General features: G+C 67.8%; 18 protein-coding genes and 1 pseudogene. 3 read left to right on the top strand and 16 right to left on the bottom strand.

Annotated elements, in window-relative coordinates; genetic code table 11:
* Nucleotides 1–50 precede the first annotated feature (50 nt).
* On the bottom strand, nucleotides 51–2,165 hold the full coding sequence (gene metG / locus AC07OD_RS25720; RefSeq protein ID WP_492244471.1) for a methionine--tRNA ligase: 2,115 nt from the start codon (nucleotides 2,163–2,165) through the stop codon (nucleotides 51–53).
* Nucleotides 2,166–2,346: 181 nt separating this feature from the next.
* On the opposite strand from metG, the gene AC07OD_RS25715 reads away from it, so the two are divergent.
* Complete coding sequence (locus AC07OD_RS25715; RefSeq protein ID WP_494598346.1) at nucleotides 2,347–3,477, top strand: SMP-30/gluconolactonase/LRE family protein; 1,131 nt, start codon at nucleotides 2,347–2,349, stop codon at nucleotides 3,475–3,477.
* Between the two features lie 27 nt (nucleotides 3,478–3,504).
* Here the strand turns inward: AC07OD_RS25715 and AC07OD_RS25710 are convergent, their stop codons facing one another.
* Both AC07OD_RS25710 and AC07OD_RS25705 read right to left on the bottom strand, forming a co-directional pair.
* Nucleotides 3,505–4,779, bottom strand: coding sequence for a patatin-like phospholipase family protein (locus AC07OD_RS25710; RefSeq protein ID WP_218295883.1), 1,275 nt, complete (start codon nucleotides 4,777–4,779; stop codon nucleotides 3,505–3,507).
* A 103-nt stretch (nucleotides 4,780–4,882) separates the two neighbouring features.
* Nucleotides 4,883–5,467 carry a restriction endonuclease gene (locus tag AC07OD_RS25705; RefSeq protein WP_494598345.1) on the bottom strand — a complete coding sequence of 195 codons (585 nt, stop codon included), beginning with the start codon at nucleotides 5,465–5,467 and terminating at the stop codon, nucleotides 4,883–4,885.
* 115 nt (nucleotides 5,468–5,582) lie between these two features.
* On the opposite strand from AC07OD_RS25705, the gene apbC reads away from it, so the two are divergent.
* Nucleotides 5,583–6,674, top strand: coding sequence for an iron-sulfur cluster carrier protein ApbC (gene apbC, locus AC07OD_RS25700; RefSeq protein ID WP_494598344.1), 1,092 nt, complete (start codon nucleotides 5,583–5,585; stop codon nucleotides 6,672–6,674).
* Nucleotides 6,675–6,699: 25 nt separating this feature from the next.
* On the top strand, nucleotides 6,700–7,644 hold the full coding sequence (locus AC07OD_RS25695; RefSeq protein WP_218339540.1) for a LysR substrate-binding domain-containing protein: 945 nt from the start codon (nucleotides 6,700–6,702) through the stop codon (nucleotides 7,642–7,644).
* Between the two features lie 176 nt (nucleotides 7,645–7,820).
* Here AC07OD_RS25695 and AC07OD_RS25690 read toward each other — a convergent pair whose 3' ends face one another.
* The 13 genes and pseudogenes from AC07OD_RS25690 to AC07OD_RS25630 form a co-directional block, all read right to left on the bottom strand.
* Nucleotides 7,821–9,167, bottom strand: coding sequence for an ABC transporter substrate-binding protein (locus tag AC07OD_RS25690; RefSeq protein WP_218339539.1), 1,347 nt, complete (start codon nucleotides 9,165–9,167; stop codon nucleotides 7,821–7,823).
* A 31-nt stretch (nucleotides 9,168–9,198) separates the two neighbouring features.
* Entirely contained in the window at nucleotides 9,199–9,753 is a 555-nt protein-coding gene (locus AC07OD_RS25685; RefSeq protein WP_370627781.1) for a cache domain-containing protein, read from the bottom strand.
* Nucleotides 9,754–9,756: 3 nt separating this feature from the next.
* A pseudogene (locus AC07OD_RS25680) lies at nucleotides 9,757–10,371 on the bottom strand (methyl-accepting chemotaxis protein); the annotation flags it as partial.
* Nucleotides 10,372–10,786: 415 nt separating this feature from the next.
* Nucleotides 10,787–11,611 (bottom strand): carbohydrate ABC transporter permease, encoded by an 825-nt coding sequence (locus AC07OD_RS25675; protein ID WP_218295878.1) that lies wholly within the window; start codon nucleotides 11,609–11,611, stop codon nucleotides 10,787–10,789.
* Between the two features lie 19 nt (nucleotides 11,612–11,630).
* Nucleotides 11,631–12,506, bottom strand: coding sequence for a carbohydrate ABC transporter permease (locus AC07OD_RS25670; RefSeq protein ID WP_218339537.1), 876 nt, complete (start codon nucleotides 12,504–12,506; stop codon nucleotides 11,631–11,633).
* Nucleotides 12,507–12,518: 12 nt separating this feature from the next.
* The gene (locus AC07OD_RS25665) at nucleotides 12,519–13,850 is read right to left on the bottom strand and encodes an ABC transporter substrate-binding protein (protein WP_369643164.1); all 1,332 of its coding nucleotides are present in this window, start codon (nucleotides 13,848–13,850) and stop codon (nucleotides 12,519–12,521) included.
* A gap of 34 nt (nucleotides 13,851–13,884) precedes the next feature.
* On the bottom strand, nucleotides 13,885–14,979 hold the full coding sequence (locus tag AC07OD_RS25660) for an ABC transporter ATP-binding protein (RefSeq protein ID WP_218295875.1): 1,095 nt from the start codon (nucleotides 14,977–14,979) through the stop codon (nucleotides 13,885–13,887).
* A 15-nt stretch (nucleotides 14,980–14,994) separates the two neighbouring features.
* Nucleotides 14,995–15,759: a cytochrome b561 domain-containing protein gene (locus tag AC07OD_RS25655; RefSeq protein WP_218295874.1), complete on the bottom strand. Its 765-nt coding sequence runs from the start codon at nucleotides 15,757–15,759 to the stop codon at nucleotides 14,995–14,997.
* Nucleotides 15,756–16,706, bottom strand: a complete 951-nt coding sequence (locus AC07OD_RS25650; RefSeq protein ID WP_369643161.1) for a YncE family protein — start codon at nucleotides 16,704–16,706, stop codon at nucleotides 15,756–15,758. The genes AC07OD_RS25655 and AC07OD_RS25650 overlap by 4 nt, the downstream gene beginning before the upstream one ends.
* Nucleotides 16,703–17,650: an SMP-30/gluconolactonase/LRE family protein gene (locus AC07OD_RS25645; protein WP_494598343.1), complete on the bottom strand. Its 948-nt coding sequence runs from the start codon at nucleotides 17,648–17,650 to the stop codon at nucleotides 16,703–16,705. The genes AC07OD_RS25650 and AC07OD_RS25645 overlap by 4 nt, the downstream gene beginning before the upstream one ends.
* Nucleotides 17,647–17,985: a hypothetical protein gene (locus tag AC07OD_RS25640; RefSeq protein ID WP_218339533.1), complete on the bottom strand. Its 339-nt coding sequence runs from the start codon at nucleotides 17,983–17,985 to the stop codon at nucleotides 17,647–17,649. Before AC07OD_RS25640 ends, AC07OD_RS25645 begins: the two co-directional genes overlap by 4 nt.
* Nucleotides 17,986–17,999: 14 nt before the next feature.
* Nucleotides 18,000–18,929: a dihydrodipicolinate synthase family protein gene (locus tag AC07OD_RS25635; RefSeq protein WP_369643158.1), complete on the bottom strand. Its 930-nt coding sequence runs from the start codon at nucleotides 18,927–18,929 to the stop codon at nucleotides 18,000–18,002.
* A 10-nt stretch (nucleotides 18,930–18,939) separates the two neighbouring features.
* Nucleotides 18,940–20,112 carry an L-rhamnonate dehydratase gene (locus AC07OD_RS25630; RefSeq protein ID WP_218295869.1) on the bottom strand — a complete coding sequence of 391 codons (1,173 nt, stop codon included), beginning with the start codon at nucleotides 20,110–20,112 and terminating at the stop codon, nucleotides 18,940–18,942.
* Nucleotides 20,113–20,125: the final 13 nt, after the last annotated feature.

The raw sequence follows: 20,125 nt of genomic DNA, 5'->3' as shown, positions 1-20,125 counted from the left end.
CGAGCGGCGGGGCCCGGGAAGGCAACGGCCGGCGCGGCCGTTGCAGTGCTTCAGCGCACCCGCATGCCGGGCGTGGCGCCGGGCCAGGGGTTGAGCACGTAGATGCCGGGGTTGGCCTTCTCGTCGCCATGGCTGGCGGCCAGCACCATGCCTTCGGAGACGCCGAACTTCATCTTGCGCGGCGCGAGGTTGGCCACCATCACCGTGTGCTTGCCGATCAGGTCGGCGGGCTGGTAGGCGCTGGCGATGCCTGAAAAGACATTGCGCGTGCGGCCTTCGCCCACGTCCAGCGTCAGGCGCAGCAACTTGGTGGAGCCTTCGACCGGCTCGCAATTCACGATCAGCGCGATGCGCAGGTCGATCTTGGTGAAGTCGTCGATGGTGATGGTGGGGGCCAGTTCCTCGCCGCCGGGGGATGCTATTGTTTCAGTAGCTGCTGGCGCTTGTTCTGCCTGCGCTGGAGCCTCAAACAATGCTTCCAGCTGCTCGGGGGTCACGCGCTGCATCAGGTGCTGGTAGGGGGTGATCGCCTGCACGTCGCCCGCCACGTGCCACTGCCGCATGTCCACACCCACAAAGCCTTGCACGGCCTGGGCCAGGCCCGGCAGCACGGGCGCCAGGTAGCGCGTGAGCGCGGCGAAGGTGTTGATGAGCACCGAGCAGACCTGGTGCAGCGCCTCGTTGTTGGCCGCGTCCTTGGCCAGGTCCCAGGGCTTGTTCTGGTCCACATAGGCGTTGACCTTGTCGGCCAGCTGCATGATCTCGCGCGTGGCCTTGCTGTACTCGCGGGTTTCGTACATCTGCGCGATGGCGCCGCTGGCACCGCGCACCTCGGCCAGCAGGGCCGCGCCCGTGGCGCCGAAGTCGCTGGTGAGCTTGCCGTCGAAGCGCTTGGTCAGGAATCCCGCAGCGCGGCTGGCAATGTTCACGTACTTGCCGATCAGATCGCTGTTCACGCGCAGCATGAAGTCCTCGGCGTTGAAGTCGATGTCTTCGTTGCGCGCGCTGAGCTTGGCCGCCAGGTAGTAGCGCAGCCATTCGGCGTTCATGTTCAGGCTCAGGTACTTGAGCGGGTCCAGGCCGGTGCCACGGCTCTTGCTCATCTTCTCGCCGTTGTTCACGGTGAGAAAGCCATGCACGAACACGTTGTCGGGCGTCTTGCGGCCGCTGAAGTGCAGCATGGCGGGCCAGAACAGCGTGTGGAAGGTGACGATGTCCTTGCCGATGAAGTGGTACTGCTCGGTGTCGGCAGCGGCCATGTATTCGTCGAACGAGCGGGTGTCGCCGTGTTTTGCCTTGGGGCCGCCCTTGTCGAACCAGTTCTTGAGCGAGGCCAGGTAGCCCACGGGGGCGTCGAGCCACACGTAGAAGTATTTGCCCGGCGCGTCGGGGATCTCGATGCCGAAGTAGGGCGCGTCGCGGCTGATGTCCCAGTCGCCCAGGCCTTCGCTGGTCGTGCCGTCCGGATTGGTGCGCACGGTGAACCATTCCTTGATCTTGTTGGCCACCTCGGGCTGCAGCTTGCCGTCCTGCGTCCACTTCTCCAGGAACTCCACGCAGCGCGGGTCCGAGAGCTTGAAAAAGAAATGCTCGGAGTTCTTCAGCTCGGGCTTGGCGCCGGACAAGGCCGAGAACGGGTTGATCAGGTCGGTGGGCGCGTACACCGTGCCGCACACCTCGCAGTTGTCGCCATACTGGTCCTTGGCATGGCACTTGGGGCATTCGCCCTTGATGTAGCGGTCGGGCAGGAACATGTTCTTCTCGGGGTCGAAGAACTGCTCGATGGTGCGCACCTCGATCAGCGAGCCGTCGGCGCGGTCGCGCAGGTCGCGGTAGATCTGGCGGGCCAGCTCGTGGTTCTCTGGCGCGTCGGTGCTGTGCCAGTTGTCGAAGCTGATGTGAAAGCCGTCCAGGTACTGCTTGCGGCCCGCGGCGATGTTGGCCACGAACTGCTGTGGCGTGACGCCCGCCTTCTCGGCGGCGATCATGATGGGCGCGCCATGCGTGTCGTCGGCGCCCACGAAGTTCACCGCGTGGCCCTGCATGCGCTGGAACCGCACCCAGATGTCGGCCTGGATGTATTCCATGATGTGGCCGATGTGGAAGTTGCCGTTGGCGTAGGGCAGAGCGGTGGTGACGAAGAGTTTGCGTGCGGATGACGTCATGAAAAGCGGCTTTCTCAGGCGGAACCCGCGATTTTAGGCGTTTGGCGCCCTGCCTCGCGGCCGCGGGCGCTCCAGCCCCGCGCGCGGGTCGCGCAGGTGCCAGCGAACGGGCCCCGGGCAGGGTGCGCGGGGGCTCGCCGGGCCCACAATGCCTGGCACCGACCACAACGGAGGAACGCCGATGGCAAAGAAGCTGGTGAGGAGACTGGGATGGAGCGCCGCTGGCGCCGTGCTGGTGCTGGCGGCCTACCTGGCATGGTGGCCCGTGCCCATCCGGCCCGTGGCCTGGAGCGCCCCGCCCGCGCCCGGCTACCAGGGCGTGCATGCGCCCAACACGCGGCTGGCCCAGCTGCAGGTGATCGACCTCCACGGCGAGGTCGGCCCCGAGCACATCGCCGTGGGCAGGGACGGCAAGCTCTACACCACGGTGCTCAGCGGCAACATCCTGCGCATGAACCCCGATGGATCGGGCCAGGAGGTCTTTGCCAATACCGGCGGGCGGGTGCTGGGCTTTGACTTCGACGCGGCGGGCCACCTCATCGCGGCCGATGCGGTCAAGGGCCTGCTGTCCATCGCGCCCGATGGCAAGGTCACCGTGCTGGCCGACAAGGTGGGCAGCGATCCCATCCGCTATGCCGACGGCGTGGTGGTGGCCCAAAGCGGCAAGATGTACCTGAGCGACGCCTCCACGCGTTTTGCCCCCCAGGACTGGGGCGGCACCTTCGAGGCCAGCGTGCTCGACATCCTGGAGCAGGCCAGCACGGGCCGGGTGCTGGAGTACGACCCCGCGACTCGCGCCACGCGCGTGGTGGCCCGGGGCCTGAGCTTCGCCAACGGCGTGGCGCTCAGCCAGGACGAAAAGAGCCTGTTCGTCAACGAAACCGGCAAGTACAGGGTGTGGAAGATCGCGGTGGACGCGAACGACCTGGACATCAGCCTGCCCGGAGCCCAGGCTAGCGTGCTGCTCGACAACCTGCCCGGCTACCCCGACAACCTGATGCGCGGGATGGACGGCCGCATCTGGCTGGGCTTTGCCAAGCCGCGCGGCGCGGCCATCGACAACATGGCCGGCAAGCCCTGGCTGCGCAGCCTGACGCTGCGCCTGCCGCGTGCGCTGTGGCCCATCCCCCAGCCGTACGGCCACGTGATCGCGTTCACCGACGACGGCAAGGTGGTGGCTGACCTGCAGGACCCGGCGGGCGCCTACCCGGAAACCACGGCCATCACCGAGACGGCGGACCGGCTGTATGTGCAGAGCCTGCACGCGCACGGCCTGGGCTGGCTGCGCAAGGACGTGCTCAAGGCGCGGTAGCGGACGCCGGGGCGGACCGGCGGCCCTTCAGGCGTGCTCGCGGGTCTGAATGTCCGCGCCGCTGTCGGTCCAGCCGAAAAAGCGGCACACCTCGGCGCGCATGGCTAGCGTGTCGGCCCGGCCCAGGGCCATCAGCTCTTGCGTGTAGCCGGATTCGAACAGCAGGTAGCTGGCCAGCGCCGCGCCGCGCACATCCGCCATGTTGGACGTGACGCCCAGCGCCGCCAGCATGGCGCGCACGGGGGCCGGCAGATCGCCCACGTGGCGCGCGGCCACCGCGTCGAGCCGCTGCGAAGGCGCGATCACCAGCAGTTCGATGGGCCGCAGCGCGCTGTGCGCGCGCACGTCGGGGGGGATCAGCGACAGCGTCTGGTTGACCCGCTGCACCCGCTCCACGTCGACCGCCAGCGCGTCCAGAAAGATGTTGGACAGCGCATGCCCCGCGATCTGCGCGAGCGTGGGGTAGCTGGGCGTGGGGTTGGCCGCGGCGTCGCCCCGGGGCTCGTGCATGCGGCCCGCGCCGATCACCAGGATGCGCTCGGCCCCCAGGTGGATGGCGGGTGCGATCGGGGCCGACTGGCGCATGGAGCCATCGCCAAAGTACTCGGTATGGTCGTCGATCGTGATGCCCTTGGCCGGGAAGATGAACGGAATGGCCGAGGACGCGAGCAGGTGCTCGTGCGTGATGCGGTCGCGCGCGGCCTTGCGCTGCGAGCGCACCCAGGGCTGCACCGGCGCGTTGGATTCGAAGAACGTGACGTGCTCGCCCGAGCTGTAGCTCGATGCCGTGACCGCCAGCGCGGTGAGGTGCCCCTTGCGGATGAGCCGGGGCAGGCGCACCAGGGGCACCATCTTCACCAGCAGTTTCTCCAGGGGCGAGTTGTCCAGCAGCGACCGGGGCCGCATGCGGCGCCACCGCGCCAGCGCCCAGCCCATGGACAGCAGCGTGAGCCAGCGCGCCCCGCTGCGCATCACGGACAGCGAATCGGCGCCATACACCTGGCTGGCATGGAACTGGCGCCACACGCGTGCGATGCGGCGCACCGCGCGGTCGAAGTTGTCGGCCCCGCAGGCCAGCGCCGCCGCGTTGATGGCGCCCGCGGAGGTGCCCGTGATGATGGGAAACGGATTGGGCCCGCCGCCCGCGCCACAGGCATTGCGGATGTCGGCGATCGCCTCCAGCACGCCCACCTGGTAGGCGGCGCGGGCACCGCCGCCGGTCAGCAGCAGGCCGGTGGGGCGGGCGGGCGGGGCCGCGGGAGCGGGGGCGCAAGCGTCGGTGGGGGGGCTGATCGATGGCATCGTCGAAGGGGTGGGTGATGTGCCAAGTGTGGAGTCCGCCACCGGTCGCTCCATCTGGGAAAACCCGCATGGCGGGCTGCGGGGCGGGCCGGCGGGGCGTGGATCAGCGCCGGCTGCTCAGCAGCAGGGCCGCCACTGCATCGCCCTGCAGCACGGCGATCCCATGGTCGCGGGCATACAGGCGCGCGTTGTCGCTGACCTGCCCCAGGGCCGCCACATAGATGCCCGCCGGAGCGTCGCTGGCCACCATGGCCGCGTGCAGTTCGCGCAGGGGCTCCACGCCATGGGTGGCGGCCTTCCAGCGCTTGGCGCTCACCAGCGTGGTCTTGCCGCTCAGGGTCAGGCGCATGTCGGCCCCGGCGTTGTTGCCGTTGATCCGCTCCACGGTGTAGCCCGCCCGGGTCCAGGCGGATGCCAGGGTGTCGGCAAAGCTGCGCCAGGGCATGCTGCCCACGGCCTCCAGCATGTCGGCCACCTGGGCCGGGTTGGGGGCGCGCAGCTGCTTCCAGGCCGCGATGCAGCCCACCACGAAGATGGGGAAACCCGCGAGCGCTCCCACCACGAAGTACTCCTTGGGCAACAGGGCGCCCGCCGCCAGGACAATGAGGCCGACCACCACGAAGCTGACCCACCAGGGCGAGCGCAGCAGCATGGCAAACAGGGACTTTTCGGCCATCTTGAATTTCACGGGGGTCCTTTTCTTTCGGTTTTGGGCGCAGGCGGCGGCAACGCGGCGCATTGTCCTTCAGACGCGGAGGGCACGGCGCTTGGATAGACTACCCGCCTCTTCTGGAGATTATTGAATGGCAGTCACCGAACAGGGCCTCTTGGCCGCACTTTCCAGCGTGCTGGACCCCCACACCGGCAAGGATTTCGTCAGCACCCGGGCCCTGCGCAACGTGCAGATCACCGGCGGCGACGTGGCCTTCGACGTGGAACTGGGCTACCCCGCCAAGAGCCTGGTGCCTGAGCTGCGCCGCAGCCTCGTGGCGGCCGCCAAGGGGATTGCCGGGGTGGAGAACGTGTCGGTCAACATCACCACCAAGGTCATCGCGCACGCCGTGCAGCGCGGCGTGCAGCTGTTGCCCCAGGTCAAGAACATCATCGCCGTGGCCTCGGGCAAGGGCGGCGTGGGCAAGAGCACCACGGCCGCCAACCTGGCCCTGGCGCTGGCTGCCGAGGGCGCCAGCGTGGGTGTGCTCGACGCCGACATCTACGGCCCCAGCCAACCCATGATGCTGGGCATCAACCGCCGCCCCGAAAGCGACGATGGCAAGACCATGGAGCCGCTGGAGAACTATGGCGTGCAGGTCATGTCCATCGGCTTCCTGGTGGACCAGGACGAAGCCATGATCTGGCGCGGCCCCATGGCCACCCAGGCGCTGGAGCAGCTGCTGCGCCAGACCAACTGGAAGGACCTGGACTACCTCATCGTCGACATGCCGCCCGGTACCGGCGACATCCAGCTCACGCTGAGCCAGCGCGTGCCCATGACCGGCGCCGTGATCGTCACCACGCCGCAGGACATCGCGCTGCTGGACGCCAAGAAGGGCATCAAGATGTTCGAGAAGGTGGGCGTGCCCATCCTGGGCATCGTCGAGAACATGGCCGCCCACGTGTGCAGCAACTGCGGCCATGTGGAGCATATCTTTGGCGCCGACGGCGGCAAGAAGATGGCGGCCGACTACCACATGGACTACCTGGGCGCGCTGCCGCTCGACATGAGCATCCGCCTGCAGGCCGACAGCGGCAAGCCCACCGTGGTGGCCGACCCCGACGGGGACGTGGCCAAGATCTACAAGAAGGTGGCGCGCGACGTGGCGGTGAAGATCGCCCAGCAGGCCAAGGACTTCTCCAACAAGTTCCCCACCATCTCGATCAGCAAGAACACCTGATCTCCGTGGGCTGCCGCACTGTGCCATGAACCTGCTCGCGTCCCTGCGCTACCTCGTGGCGCTGCACGAGCACCGGCACTTCGGCCGGGCGGCGCAGGCCTGCCACATCACGCAACCCGCGCTGTCGAACGCGCTGCGGGCGCTGGAAAAAGAGTTTGGGGTGGTGGTGGTGCGCCGGGGCCGCAGCTTCGAGGGCTTCACGCCCGAGGGGGAGCGTGTGCTGGCCTCGGCCCAGCGCATGCTGCATGAACACCAGGTGCTGCAGCAGGACCTGTTGAGCGATGCCGCCCATCCGCGCGGCACCTTGCGCCTGGGCGCCGTGCCCACGGCCATGCCCATCCTGGCGCGGTTTGCGGCGCAGCTGCAGGCGCGGCACCCCGGCATCGCGCCCGTCGCGCTGTCCATGAGCTCGCAGGCGCTGGAGGCGGGGCTGGAAAGTATTTCCCTGGACCTCGCGCTGGGCTACACCGAGCGCATGCCCGCGCGCGGCGGCCAACTGCGGGCCTGGCCGCAGTACGTGGAGCACTACTTCCTGCTGCGGCGGGCCAGCAGCCCGAAAGGGCACGGCCTGCAGATGGGCGGGCCCGTTGGCTGGGCCGAGGCGGCGCGCCTGCCGCTGTGCCTGCTCACGCCCGAGATGCACAACCGCAGCCTGGTGGATGGCGCCTTCCGCAGCGCGGGGGCCACGGTGCGGCCCGCCATGGAAACCGATTCGGTCCTCACGCTGGCCTTGAGCGTGGTGGCCGGCAACCTGTGCAGCGTGCTGCCGGGCGCGCTGGTGGATGCGGTGCGGGGCCATGACGGGCTAGAGGCGCTGCCCCTTCTGGCGCCCGTGCTCACCACGCCCATCGGCTTCATGTCGCACCGCCAGGTGCAGCCCACCCGCGCGCTCGATGCCGCGCTGGCCTTGGCGCAGGATGCCGACTGGCTGCGCCACGCCGCCGCGCACAGCGGATTGCTGGCGGCGTAGCCGCAGGACTCTAGGGCCTTGCCGGCTGAGCCCGTGCGGCGCTCGGGACGGCCTGCACCGTGGCTGCCCCGGCCGCCACACGGGATGCCAGGTGATGAAAGCCGGCGCTTCGCCAGCTTGAGCAGCGTGAAACTCATGACGGCGAAGCAGGGGCGCCGCAAGCCGGACCAGCGGAACTAGCGGACCGGTGGCGGGGTGGTGAGGTACCCTTCGCGGCGCATCAGGTCGGCCACCGCCTTCGCGGCCTGCGCCAGCGCCGTCTCTGCGGGCTGCTTGCCTGAAATCACCTCGTGGATGCTCTTGCCCAGTATGTCGGTATTGATGGTGTCCCACTCCGGAATGATGGGCCGCCAGTTGGGGTTGGCATCCCCGATGCTGCGCAGGAGCATCTGGAACTCGGGGTATTTCCTCCCCAGGTCGGGGTCGGCCAGGGTGGACAGCCGGTGGGGCACGCCGCCCAGGTGGCAAACCGACTTGTCCTGCTGCTTGGCGGTGAGCCATTGCATCAGCAGGAATGCGCTGTCCGGGTTCTTCGACTGGGCGGGGATGGCCAGTCCCAGGCCTCCGGTCTGGGACGCATAGCGCGCGCCGCGGGGATGGCGCACATAACTTACCTTGCCATTGATCTTCGAGATCTTCTCGTCGCGGACCGCACCGAAGATGAGGGTCGAGTCCAGGTACATGGAGGCCTGCCCTTGCAGGAACGCATTGAGCATCTCCGTCTGGCCCGCCGCCAGCGCGTTGGGAGGGCCGGTGTCGATGATCTTCTTGAGCAGGTTGGCGGCTCGGACTCCGGCCGAATCATGCAGGCGGGGCTGCCAGTTGTTCTCGAACACGCCGCCATTGAGCGGGTTCAGGTGCAACAGCCAGGCATGCACGCACTGGTGGCCTTCCTTGCCGCGCGAGGCCAGCGACCCCATGGCGGTCTTTTCCCGCAGGAGCGGCAGCAGCTGTTCCAGCTGGAAGTACGACTCGGGCGGCTTCAGGTTGAACTTCTCGAAGATGTCGTGCCGGTAGGCCAGCACCGAGGTCTCGGCTCCATAGGGCAGCCCGTAGAGCTTGGCGGCCCCGCCGGCCAGGTAGCCTTTCCATCCCCCGACCAGGCCGATGTTCTCCCGGAATCCCGCGATGATGTCGGGCAGGTCGAAGTCCTCGGGGGTGAGCTGCCGGTTGTTCAGGTAGGGCTCGATATCCCGGATGAGGCGCTTCTTGACGTACTCGCCTTTCCACATCACCACATACGACACGAGGTCGAAGTCGCACTGCGGCTTGGCCATCTCCTCCAGCTGCCTCTTTTTCATCTCCGCGATGGGGAGCTGTTCAAACTCGACCTGAATGCCGGTTTCGCTGGTGAACGTGGGGAACAGTTTCGTGGCGGCGTCGTAGTGGTGGTGCCTGGGGATGCTGATCCTGAGCTTCTGGCCCCGGTAGGGGGCATACCTGTTCCGGGCGCGCGATGCCCCCGGGAAGAAGGCGGGGATGGTGGCGGCGCACAGCGATTGGACGAGCAGTCTGCGTTGCATGGGTTTTTTCCTGTCTCTGGGGGAGCGTCGATCAATCCAGGTCCACGGCGTAGATTCCGGACGAGACGAAGGTCTCTCCCACACGCTGGACAAACGCCTTCTTGACCATGATCTTCTGGGTGACCGGATTCAGGATGTGGTACGGCGCGGACCATCCAGAGCCCCTTTGCGTGGCCAGGTCGCGCGAGTTCCTGACGATCGCCACGCCATTCGCGTCGCGCATGTCGATGAGGACCTTTCCGACGTTGGCGGGATTGGCTCCGTGCGCGAGATTGCGGCCGTTGAAGTCGTAGACCGTGATGTACAGGTCCCGGTCCTTGAACGAGGTGCCGTGCGTGAATTCGCGGTAGGCCTTCTCGGCGCCGATGTCGCGGATCAGGTCCACGGCCCTTCGCACCTGCTCTTCGGCTTCGGACGGGCTCCCGTTGAGCGTGAACACGTTCACCGACCCGACGAGGCGCGCGGCCTGCGCCCGCAGTTGCTGCGAGGCGGAGGCTGTCTGCTCCACCAGGGCCGCGTTCTGTTGCGTGGCCTGGTCAATCAGCTCCACGGACTCGATGACCTTGCCCACGCTCTCGCGCTGCATCTGGCTGGAATGGGCGATCTCCGCCATGATCTGCGTCACCCGCTGTATGGCCTCGGTCATGCCGCCCAGCTGCTGGGCGGCCGTCTGCACCAGGGTCGCGCCGGTTTCGATGCGGGCGTTGCCGCGGGTCAGCAGCGCCTTGATGTCCTTGGCCGCGCTGGCGCTGCGCTGCGCCAGCGCGCGCACCTCGCTGGCGACCACGGCAAAGCCCCGGCCCTGCTCGCCGGCGCGTGCCGCCTCGACGGCCGCGTTCAGGGCGAGGATGTTGGTCTGGAACGCGATCCCGTCAATGAGCGCGATGATGTCGAAGGCCCGCGCGGAGTCCGACGCAATTTCCTGCATGGTCTGCTGCACGGACGCGAAGGCACGGTTGCCGTGATCTCCCGCCAGGGCGGTCTGCTGCGCGATGGCGTTGCCCGCATCCGCCTTCTGCCCCACCAGCAGGGCGCTGCTGGCGAACGCCTCCACCGCGTCCGTGGTGTCCTTCAGCGACAGCGCCTGGCGTTCCGTCCGTGCGGACAGATCGGTGTTCGCCTGGGATATCTCGTCGCTGGCCAGGGCCACCTCCTGCGCGCCCGCCCTGACCTTGGTGACGACCCTGGTCAGGGATTCCTGCATTTCGCGCATGGCCGCCATCAAGGGCGAGAACTCGTCGCGCTGCGCGTCGTGAATCAGGCTCGTCAGGTTGCCGATGCGCACATCGTCCGTGAATTTGCGGGCGACGGCGACGCGCGTGCGCAGCGCGCGGCCAATCCACCATGCCAGGGCCAGGCAGCCCCCCGCCACCACGGCGCTGGTCAGGGCCAGTATCCGCAGCGCGGCGGCCGCGCTTTCCACGACGGGATCGGCGTCTGGCAGCGCCGCGCCGAAATGCGAGATCGCCAGCAGGCAGCGCGCGACCTGCCAGGCCCCGAGGAAGAAGCACGCCACCAGCAGGAGCGCGAAGAGGAGCAGCTTCTGCGAAATGCGCAGTGTCTGGACGAATCTCATGGGGTGGGGCGGTAAGCGGGGGTATGCAGGCCAGGGTGCGTCCCTAGCCCTTGACGGCGCCTGCCGTGAGCCCGGTGATGATCTGGCGAGCTGCCACGAAGGTGAAGATCAGCGGGGGAATGGCGATGAGGCTGCCCATGGCCATGACCCGCCCCCAGTCCACCCCCATGTCGGTGACGAAAAGCGAGGCCGCCACGGGCAGGGTGCGCGAGTGGCGATCGGTGAGCACCAGCGCCAGGATGAACTCGTTCCAGGCGATGCGGAAGGTGAAGATCGAGGCCGCGGCGAGCCCGGGCGCCATGAGCGGAAGCAGCACCTTGGTGAACACGCGCAGGGGGCCGCAGCCGTCGATGGCGGCTGCCTCCTCCAGCTCCACGGGGACCTGCAGCACGAAGCCATAGAGCAGCCAGATCGTGAATGGCAGGTTGACCGCCACGTACAGCAGGATCAGGCCCCACAGGCTGTTGACCAGGTGCCATTCGTTCCAGATCAGGAAGACCGGTATGGCCATGACCGCCAGCGGCACGGTGCGCAGCAGCAAGGTGGTGTAGGCCAGCGCGCGCCGGCCGGGGAAGCGGAACCGCGCGAGGCCGTAGGCCGCCATGCAGCCCAGCACCAGGGTGGCGGCCGTGGAAATGAGCCCGACAAAAAGGCTGTTGTACAGATACCGGTCGAACTTGTCTTCCTGCAGGACGGCCCGGTAGTTCTCCAGGGTGGGGGTGAAGATGAAGTTCAGCGGCTCGGCGAAGATGTCCACCTGCTGGCGCAGGCTGGTGGCGAAGATGACCGCGATGGGGGCGATGCACAGCACGGCCAGGCCGACCAGCATGGCGTAGTGCGCGGTGGCGAGCAGGGGAGAGCGTTTCATGGGCATCTCGCGTTCCCGGTTACTTCTCGTTGTCCAGAGGGTTCGAGATGCGCAGGGCGATCCATGACAGCACGGCCACCACCACGAGCAGCAGCACGGAGATGGCGGCGGCCACGCCCAGCTGCTGGCCCACGAAGGCCGTCTTGTAGATGTGCAGCGCGAGGATTTCGGTGGAGTCGCCCGGGCCGCCGAATGTCAGCACGTAGATCACTTCGAGAACCCGGAAGGCATCCACCAGCCGCATCATCAGCGTGATGGCGATCACGTGCGCGATCATGGGCAGCTTGACGAGGGTGGTCATCTGCCACCAGTTCGCCCCGTCGATCCGCGAGGCCTCGATGACCGCGCTGTCCACGTTCGCCAGGGCGGCCACCATCATGATGAAGACGAAGGGCGTCCACTGCCAGACGTCCGCGATCACGATGGCGGCGAACGCGAGCGTGGGATCCGCCAGCCAGGTCAGGGGCGCGATCCTGAGCAGGCCGAGCACGGCGTTGATGAGCCCGAACTGCGCGTCGAACATGTAGCGCCAGGCCAGGCCCACGGCAATGGGCGCGATCATCATGGGCAGGATGAACAAGGTGCGAAAGACCGCCGTGCCCCGCACCGGCCGCTCCAGCGCCAGTGCCAGCGCGATGCCCAGCAGCATCTCGGCGGTGACGCAGACGCCGGCGAACAGCAGGGTTGTCCAGAGCGAGGACCACACCCGGGGATTGCTGAACGCCGCGGCGAATGCATCCAGCCCCACCCAGCGGGCCGCGCTCCAGGGGGTGCCCATGCTCCAGTCGTAGAGCCCCAGCTGGAAGGCCGAGATGACCGGGTAGAGGCACGCTGCCGCCATGATCGCGGCGGCAGGCCCCACGTAGAGGAGCGGAACCCAGGAAGGGGTGCGCATGGCGGGCGCGCCTCAGACTTTGTACCCGGCTTCACGCATGATCTGCATGACCGGGGCCACCAGGTCATTGAGCGCTGCCTCGGCCGTCTTCTTGCCGGTCAGGGCCTCGGAGATGCCGACCCCGAGCGCCTGCACGTTGATCTTGTCCCACACCGCGATGATGGGCCGCCAGTCGGGGTTGGAGTACTTGAGCGCCTCCTTGAAGGTGATGAACTCCGGGTACTGCCGCACGAGGTCGGTGTCGGCCAGCGTGGAGTTGCGGGTGGGCGCGCCGCCCGCCCGGGTGACGGCCTTGTCCTGGGCCTTGGAGGTGAGCCACTGCATGAGCAGGAAGCCCGCATCGGCGTTCTTCGCGTTCTTGGCGATGGCCAGGCCCAGCCCGCCGGACTGGGAGGCGCGGCGCGTTCCCATGGGGTGCAGGGCCCAGCTGACCTTGCCGGCGATGCGGGACTTGGCCGGGTCGTTCACCAGCCCGGCGAGGGAGGTGGAGTCCAGGTACATGGCGGCCTGGCCCTGCAGGAAGGCCGTGTTGCTTTCCCCCTGGCCATACCCCGCGATGCCCGCGGGGCCCGTGGCCACCACTTCCTGCAGGAACTTGAGCGCCTGCACGCCCGCCTTGTCATTGAAGCGCACGCGCCATTGATCGTCGAAGACGCTGCCGCCCAGCGGGTTCAGGTGCAGCAGCCAGGCGTGCACGGCCTGATGGCCCGCCTGGCCCCGGGACGCCAGCGCGCCGATACCCTCCTTGTCCTTGATCACGCGCAGCAACTGCGCGAACTCCGCATAGTTCTCGGGCACCTTGAGGCCGTGCTTGGCAAAGATGTCCTTGCGGTAGGCCAGCACCGAGGTTTCCGCGCCATAGGGCAGACCGTAGAGCTTGGCGCCCGGCCCCGCCAGGTAACCCTTGGGGCCCCCCACGAGCCCCAGGTTTTCGAGATAGACCGGAATGATGTCCTTGATGTCGTAGGCGGGGTCCGCCAGGGCTGGGTTCTGCAGGAACGGGTCGAGCGGCCGGATGAGATTCTTGGCGACGTACTCGCCCTTCCACATCACGACGTAGCAGCCCAGGTCGTAGTCGCCCTGCGGCTTGGCCATCTCCAGCAGCTGCTTTTCCTTCATGCGCCCCATGGCCAGGCGGTCGGTTTCCACCTTGATCCCGGTTTCCCTGGTGAAATCCGGCAGGATCTTCATCATCGCGTCGTAGTGGGGATGGGCCGGCACGCTGAAGGTGACCGTCTGGCCCGCGTACCTGGAATAGCGGCTCTGCGCACGGATTCCGCTCAAGGGCAGGCTGGCACCGAACACCGTGGCACTGGTTTTCGTTACGAAATCGCGTCTTTTCATGGTCTTGTCTCCTGGGTGGGGGTGTCGCGGTGTGTCAGGGGCGCAGGGAGCGCCCCGAGGCGGTGTCGAAAACGTGCATGTCCTGCGGGTCGAAGCTCAGGTCGACCCGCTGGCGCAGCCGGTCCTGCGCGTTGCCCGGCAGCATGGCGGCCACGCGCTGGCCGGAGGGAGTGTTCATGTGTCCCACCACCTGGCTTTCGGTGCCGAGGTACTCCACGACGTCCACCTGCAGGCTGAGCAGGCTCACGCCCGCGTTGGAAGGGTGCAGCGCCTGGGGGCGCAGGCCCAGCGTGAGCGACTGGTCCGCCCGTGGGGCCTGTGCCACCAGCCAGTCCGGCGCGATCCACGCGAAGCCTTCTCCGCGAAGCAGCTTGAGGCCATGTTCCTGGCTGTAGCGGGCCCGGAAGAAATTCATGGTCGGCGTGCCGATGAACCCCGCCACGAACAGGCTGGCCGGGCGTGTGAAGACGTCGGAGGGGGTGCCGATCTGCTGGATCTCCCCCTTGTCGAAGATCACGATGCGCGAGGCGAGCGTCATCGCCTCGACCTGGTCGTGGGTCACATACACCGTGGTCTTTCCCAGGCGCTCGTGCAGGATGGCCAGTTCCGCCCGCATGTGGCCGCGCAGCTTGGCATCCAGGTTGGACAGCGGTTCGTCGAACAGGAAAACCTTGGGTTCCCGCACGATGGCGCGCCCGATGGCCACGCGCTGGCGCTGGCCGCCAGACAGCTCCCTGGGCTTGCGTTCCAGCAGGTGTTCGATGCTCAGGATGCGGGCCGCGGACCTGACCTTCTCGAAGATCTCGGCGTAGGGCCGGCCGGACAGGCGCAGCGCAAAGGACATGTTCTCCGCCACGTTCATGTGGGGGTACAGCGCATAGTTCTGGAACACCATGGCGATGTCGCGGTCCATGGGCGCGGCATGGGTCACATCCCTGTCGCCGATCAGGATCTGCCCCTGCGTCACCTCCTCCAGCCCCGCGATCATCCGCAGCGTCGTGCTTTTCCCGCAGCCCGATTCGCCCAGCAGCACGACGAATTCGCCCTCGTGGATCGCCAGGTCCATCTGCTGGACGACGGTCACCTCGCCGAAACGCTTGACCACGTTGCGTAGCTCCAGTCCTGCCATGGGTGCTCCCGTCATCTATCGTTGTGGAGTGCGGCCGGGCGTGTGGCGCTGCCCGAATTTCCGCTGCCACTGGGCCGCCGTGTAGCGCCTGATGCCCCAGCCCACGGGCCGCTTGCGGCTGGCGGCCGTGCCGCTGCCGGGGCCCCAGATGGCCTGGTAGGTGTCGATGCACCGCCCCTGGCGCTGCAGGACCACGAATGCGCTCGCCAGCAGCAGCCACCACAGCGCGAGCGCCAGCCCCATCCAGCGGGGCGCGTCGGCCACCACCAGGCCCAGGACGATCGTGGCGATCGACAGAAGAATGGCGGCATAGCCTCCGGCCTTGTGCACGGATTCAAAGGCCACGCGCCCCGGGGTCATGTCGTAGTGGTCTCCGCGCAGCCGCACGTCGGTGGGGCCGCCCTTGCTGCCCCTGGCCCACGCCGATGCCAGCTGCATGAGCCCCAGCCCCAGCACCCCCCACCCCAGAATGGCGTGCCATGCCGCGGCCTGGCTCACGCCGCGGGCGTTGCCCCAGGCCAGCCCGATGCCTGCCAGCATCAGCGCCATGCCGCCGTACTGCAGCACGCGGTGCGCGTGCCACCAGGTCTTGTTGTCGCGCACCGCCGGCCAGTCCTGGCCGGGCATGATCTTGAAGAAGCGAGCAACCAGCACACCCAGCGGCAGCAGGATGGCCCAGGCCAGAACCATGAGGCGGGCGTGCCAGAAAGCCCACGGCGCGATCTCGTGGTGCGCCGCTCCGCTGATGGGCGTCAGCAGCCACTGCATGAGGCCGTTCATGCACCGCCCCGTGCAGGAAAGCGGGACAGCACGCGCGAGACATCCGGCTCGCGCTGGGTCGCGATCCAGCGTTCGAACTGCAGCGTCTCCATGTTGAGGCAGCCCAGCAGGTCGTTGTCCTGGCTCACGAAGGCCAGCGGCCGCGACGGGTGGAAGCTCAGGGCGATGGCCCGCGCCTCCATCGGCACGTGGGCCAGCTCCCGCAGCGTGGCGGGGTCCACCACGGACAGGCTGCGTTCGCCGTAGTTGGTGACCACCAGCCTGCCGTCCCGATACAGGTACAGGCGCGTGGGATCGTCGCGCGAGGGCGCCCGGTCCTTGACCTGCATGGTCGCGGTGTCGATCGCGCAAAGCGTGTTGCTCAAGCGGCAGCTCACGTACAGCGTCTTCTCGTCCCCGCTCAGCGCATAGCCTTCGGGTTTCTCGCCGGGAGCGCAGGCCACGGGAGCCACCGTGGCATCGTGGGGCCGGATCCTGGTCACGGTGTGCGACAGCAGGTTCATCGCATAGGCTGTCTGTCCGTCGCGGGTGAGCGCGAACAGGTGGCTCTTGATGCCCCCGGTGCTCACGGCCCTGCGCGGGGCCGTGTCCGTGGCGGGATGGTCCAGGACCACGAGTTGCGCTCGGTCTTCGCTGAGCGCGTACAGGCGATCCTGTGCGTCCATCTGCATGCCGTGCAGCCGGTTGAAGGGGGCGATGTCGATGCAGCGCACCAGCGTCCTGCGGGCGATGTCCACCTGAAGGATCTGTGTGCCCCCAGCGCCCGGATGGCCCGAGGTTTCCACGCCATAGTGGCCGATGTAGGCATAGGCCTGGTGCGAGTCGATCACGAACTCGTGCGGGAAGTCGGGCAGCGCAATGCTGGCCAGCCGTTCACCGCTGCCGATGTCGTAATAGCTCAGGCAGTGGCTGCACTTTTCCACCAGAAGCAGGACGTCGTCGGTCATGGCCGGGGGGCTCCGCGTGTGTTGAGAACGATGCTGTACAGCGAGGTGCTGGCGGCGATGAAGAGGGTGTCCCTGCGCGTTCCCCCGAAGGTCATGTTGCCCACCTTCTCGGGCACGGGAATCTTGCCCAGCAGCGTTCCGTCGGGGTGCAGCACCTGCACGCTGTCTTCGCTGCTGGTGTAGATCCGGCCGCGGTGGTCCACGCGGAAACCGTCCGGCACGCCCGGCGAGACCCGGGCGAACACGCGGGGGTCCTCCAGCGCATGTTCCCGCACGTCGAAGACCACGATGTGGTGGTGGCCCGTGCCGTCCGGGCGCAGCGCGGCCGAGGTGTCGCTCACGTACAGCAGGCTTTCGTCGGGAGAAAAAGCGAGGCCGTTGGGCTCCTGCAGGAACCCGGACGCCTTGTGCAGCTGTCCGTCCGACGGGTCGTAGCAGAACACGTAGTTGCCGCCCAGCTCGGGGGGCGCCTTGTGGCCTTCCCGGTCGCCGAGGATGCCGTAGGGCGGGTCGGTGAACCAGATGCAGCCGTTGCTCTGCACCACCACGTCGTTGGGGGAGTTGAGCCGCTTGCCGTGGAAGTGGCTGACCACCACCTCATCGGGCGTGTCCGCATGCAGGCGCCCCCCGACCTGGGGCGTGCGCACGATGGCGCGTTGCCCGTGGGAGCAATGCAGCAGGTTGCCCGCGCCATCGAGCGCGTGGCCGTTGGTGAAATCGACCTGGTCGCGCCAGACGCTCATGCCGTCGGCGGGGGACCAGCGCAGCATGCGATTGTTGGGAATGTCGCTCCACAGCACCGAATCGTCCTGGGGCAGCCAGACCGGCCCCTCGCTCCAGGCGGCCCCCGTGCACAGCCGCCGCAGCGCCGCGCCCTCGAAGACAGGGGCCAGGCGCGCATCCAGGATGTGGGGTGGTGGGGCGAGGAATTCGGTCACGGTCATCCCTGGGCGTGGTGTGCCTTGGCCGTGGCGGACGGCAGGTGGCAGTGGGTGCCCGCCGTGGGCGGGTTGGCTGTCGCCATCCCGGCCTGGCTGTGGCATTGGAAGCGCGCGGCGTGCGGGAGGCGGGGCCCGGCAAAGTCCGCGGGCAGGGCGGCGAAGGGCCTGCCCTGGGTGCCTTCATCCCCCTTGGCGCGGACCGCGCCGGCCACGGGGCGAAAGGCTTCCTCGCGGCGGATGCGCGGCGCGGCGGCGGTGGGGTGGGCGGGGCGGCGGTCATCGCTGGCCCACGCGGCAGCCCGGGGCCTGCGGGTGGTGAGGTGATCGCGAGGGCGCATGGCGGGCAGGGCTTTCAATGCGCCCAGCGCAGCACCAGCGGATCGAGCGGGCGTGCGATGGCCAGCAGCTGGCGGCGCACCTCCGGGTGCATGGGCGGCCAGGGCGCGCGCGGTGCGTCGCAGGCGATCACGCGGCCTTCCTTCATCAGCGTCTTGGCCGCCAGGAAGCCCGCCTGGCGGTTCTCGTGGTTGATCAGCGGCAGCCAGCGCTGGTACTGGGCGAAGGCCTGGTCCCTGTCGCCCTGGCGGTGGGCTTCGATGATGGGGCGTATGCCGTCCGCGAACCCGCCGCCCGTCATCGATCCGGTGGCCCCGGCTTCCAGGTCCGCCAGCAGGGTGATGGCCTCCTCCCCGTCCCAGGGGCCTTCGATGGCCTCGCCGCCCAGCGCGATGAGCTCGCGCAGCTTGCTCGCCGCCCCCGCGGTTTCCATCTTGAAGTAGCAGACCTGTTCGATCTCCTGCGCCATCCGGGCCAGGAAGGCCGCAGACAGCGGCGTGCCCGCGGCCGGTGCGTCCTGGACCATGACGGGGATGCCGACGGCGTCGGACACGCCCTGGAAGAAGCTCCGGATGCGTGCCTCGCTGAAGCGGAAGGTGGCGCCGTGGTAGGGCGGCATCACCATCACCATGGCCGCGCCCATGTCCTGTGCGCGGCGGCTGCGCGCGGCGCAGACGGCGGTGCTGGTGTGGGTGGTGGTGACGATGACGGGCACGCGGCCCGCCACATGCTCCAGTGCCGTGCGGGTGAGGGTTTCGCGTTCTTCGTCCGACAGCAGGAACTGCTCGGAGAAGTTGGCCAGGATGCACAGGCCGTCCACGCCCGAGTCGATCATGAAGTCCAGGCAGCGCTTCTGGCTGGCCAGGTCGAGCGTGCCGTCCTCGTGGAAGGTGGTGGGCACCACGGGGAAGATGCCACGGTAGCGGGGGGTGGAGCGTCCTGGCATGCCGCGACCCTTATCCGACGATGTGGAACTGGTCGAGGTACTCGGTCTTGAGCGCGAGGCCCAGGCCCGGTGCGTCGTCCCTGAGCTGCAGGAAACCGTTCTCCGCCACGGGCTCGCCATCGAAGAGGTACCAGAACAGTTCGTTGCCGACCTCCACGTCGAAGATGGGGAAGTACTCGGCCATGGGCGAGGCCAGCGTGCTCATGGTCAGGTGGTAGTTGTGCATCTGCCCCGCATGCGGCACCACCGGCACGCTGTGGGCCTCGCACAGGGCGTTGATCTTGTGGGCGGCGGTGATGCCGCCCACGCGGTTGGTGTCGTACTGCACGACGCTCACGGCCTTCTTGTCCAGCAGCTGCCTGAAGCCGTAGAGGCTGAACTCATGCTCTCCGCCCGAAATGGGGATGCTGCCCATGGCATTGAGTTCGGCATAGCCGTCGATGTCGTCGGCGATCACGGGCTCTTCCAGCCAGCGGGGCTCGAACTTCTCGAGCTTGGGCAGCATGCGCCTGGCGTATTCGAGGCTCCAGCCCATGTAGCACTCGAGCATCAGGTCGTTGTCGTAGCCGATGACCTCGCGCACGGCCTCGACGGACCTGAGGTTTTCCTGCACACCCTGCTGCAGATGGGCGGGCCCGTAGCCGAAGCGCATCTTGAATGCGGTGAAGCCCTGGTCCAGGAACTTCTGCGCTTCGGCCTGCATGGCGTCCAGGTCGGTGCGGTAGAGCTTGGAGTAGTAGCAGGGGATCTTTTCCTTGGTGCGCCCGCCCAGCAGCTTGAACACCGGCTTGTTCACGCTCTTGCCCAGGATGTCCCAGATGGCCAGGTCCACAGCCGAGATGGCGGCCATGGTCACGCCCTTGCGGCCCCAGGCATGGGTGGCGCGGTACATGCGCTGCCACAGGTACTCGTAGTCCCAGGGGTCCTGTCCGATGACCAGCGGCGCGAGGTACTCGTCGATGATGGCCTTGGCGATGCGCGGCGCCAGCGCCACGTTGCCCAGGCCCACGATGCCGTCATCGGTCTCCATCTCCACCACGGTCCAAGAGTGGAAGCGGAAGGTGCTCATGGTCTCGGTCCTGGAGTAGACGAGGTCCATGGCGTTGGCGCAGAAGTTGTCCTGGGGCGCGATGGTCTTGCCCTTCCATTCGTAGACGCGCGCGCGGACGGATTTGATTTTCATGGCGATTTCTTTT

Source organism: Acidovorax sp. GW821-FHT10E03, assembly GCF_059415205.1.
This window is presented reverse-complemented; position numbering and strand designations above follow the sequence as displayed.

Bases quoted from the DNA above. Each gene is read 5' to 3' on its own strand.
- metG (WP_492244471.1), bottom strand. From the start codon at position 2,165: ATGACGTCATCCGCACGCAAACTCTTCGTCACCACCGCTCTGCCCTAC.
- AC07OD_RS25715 (WP_494598346.1), top strand. From the start codon at position 2,347: ATGGCAAAGAAGCTGGTGAGGAGACTGGGATGGAGCGCCGCTGGCGCC.
- AC07OD_RS25710 (WP_218295883.1), bottom strand. From the start codon at position 4,779: ATGCCATCGATCAGCCCCCCCACCGACGCTTGCGCCCCCGCTCCCGCG.
- apbC (WP_494598344.1), top strand. From the start codon at position 5,583: ATGGCAGTCACCGAACAGGGCCTCTTGGCCGCACTTTCCAGCGTGCTG.
- AC07OD_RS25695 (WP_218339540.1), top strand. From the start codon at position 6,700: ATGAACCTGCTCGCGTCCCTGCGCTACCTCGTGGCGCTGCACGAGCAC.
- AC07OD_RS25690 (WP_218339539.1), bottom strand. From the start codon at position 9,167: ATGCAACGCAGACTGCTCGTCCAATCGCTGTGCGCCGCCACCATCCCC.
- AC07OD_RS25685 (WP_370627781.1), bottom strand. From the start codon at position 9,753: ATGCAGCGCGAGAGCGTGGGCAAGGTCATCGAGTCCGTGGAGCTGATT.
- AC07OD_RS25675 (WP_218295878.1), bottom strand. From the start codon at position 11,611: ATGAAACGCTCTCCCCTGCTCGCCACCGCGCACTACGCCATGCTGGTC.
- AC07OD_RS25670 (WP_218339537.1), bottom strand. From the start codon at position 12,506: ATGCGCACCCCTTCCTGGGTTCCGCTCCTCTACGTGGGGCCTGCCGCC.
- AC07OD_RS25665 (WP_369643164.1), bottom strand. From the start codon at position 13,850: ATGAAAAGACGCGATTTCGTAACGAAAACCAGTGCCACGGTGTTCGGT.
- AC07OD_RS25660 (WP_218295875.1), bottom strand. From the start codon at position 14,979: ATGGCAGGACTGGAGCTACGCAACGTGGTCAAGCGTTTCGGCGAGGTG.
- AC07OD_RS25655 (WP_218295874.1), bottom strand. From the start codon at position 15,759: ATGAACGGCCTCATGCAGTGGCTGCTGACGCCCATCAGCGGAGCGGCG.
- AC07OD_RS25650 (WP_369643161.1), bottom strand. From the start codon at position 16,706: ATGACCGACGACGTCCTGCTTCTGGTGGAAAAGTGCAGCCACTGCCTG.
- AC07OD_RS25645 (WP_494598343.1), bottom strand. From the start codon at position 17,650: ATGACCGTGACCGAATTCCTCGCCCCACCACCCCACATCCTGGATGCG.
- AC07OD_RS25640 (WP_218339533.1), bottom strand. From the start codon at position 17,985: ATGCGCCCTCGCGATCACCTCACCACCCGCAGGCCCCGGGCTGCCGCG.
- AC07OD_RS25635 (WP_369643158.1), bottom strand. From the start codon at position 18,929: ATGCCAGGACGCTCCACCCCCCGCTACCGTGGCATCTTCCCCGTGGTG.
- AC07OD_RS25630 (WP_218295869.1), bottom strand. From the start codon at position 20,112: ATGAAAATCAAATCCGTCCGCGCGCGCGTCTACGAATGGAAGGGCAAG.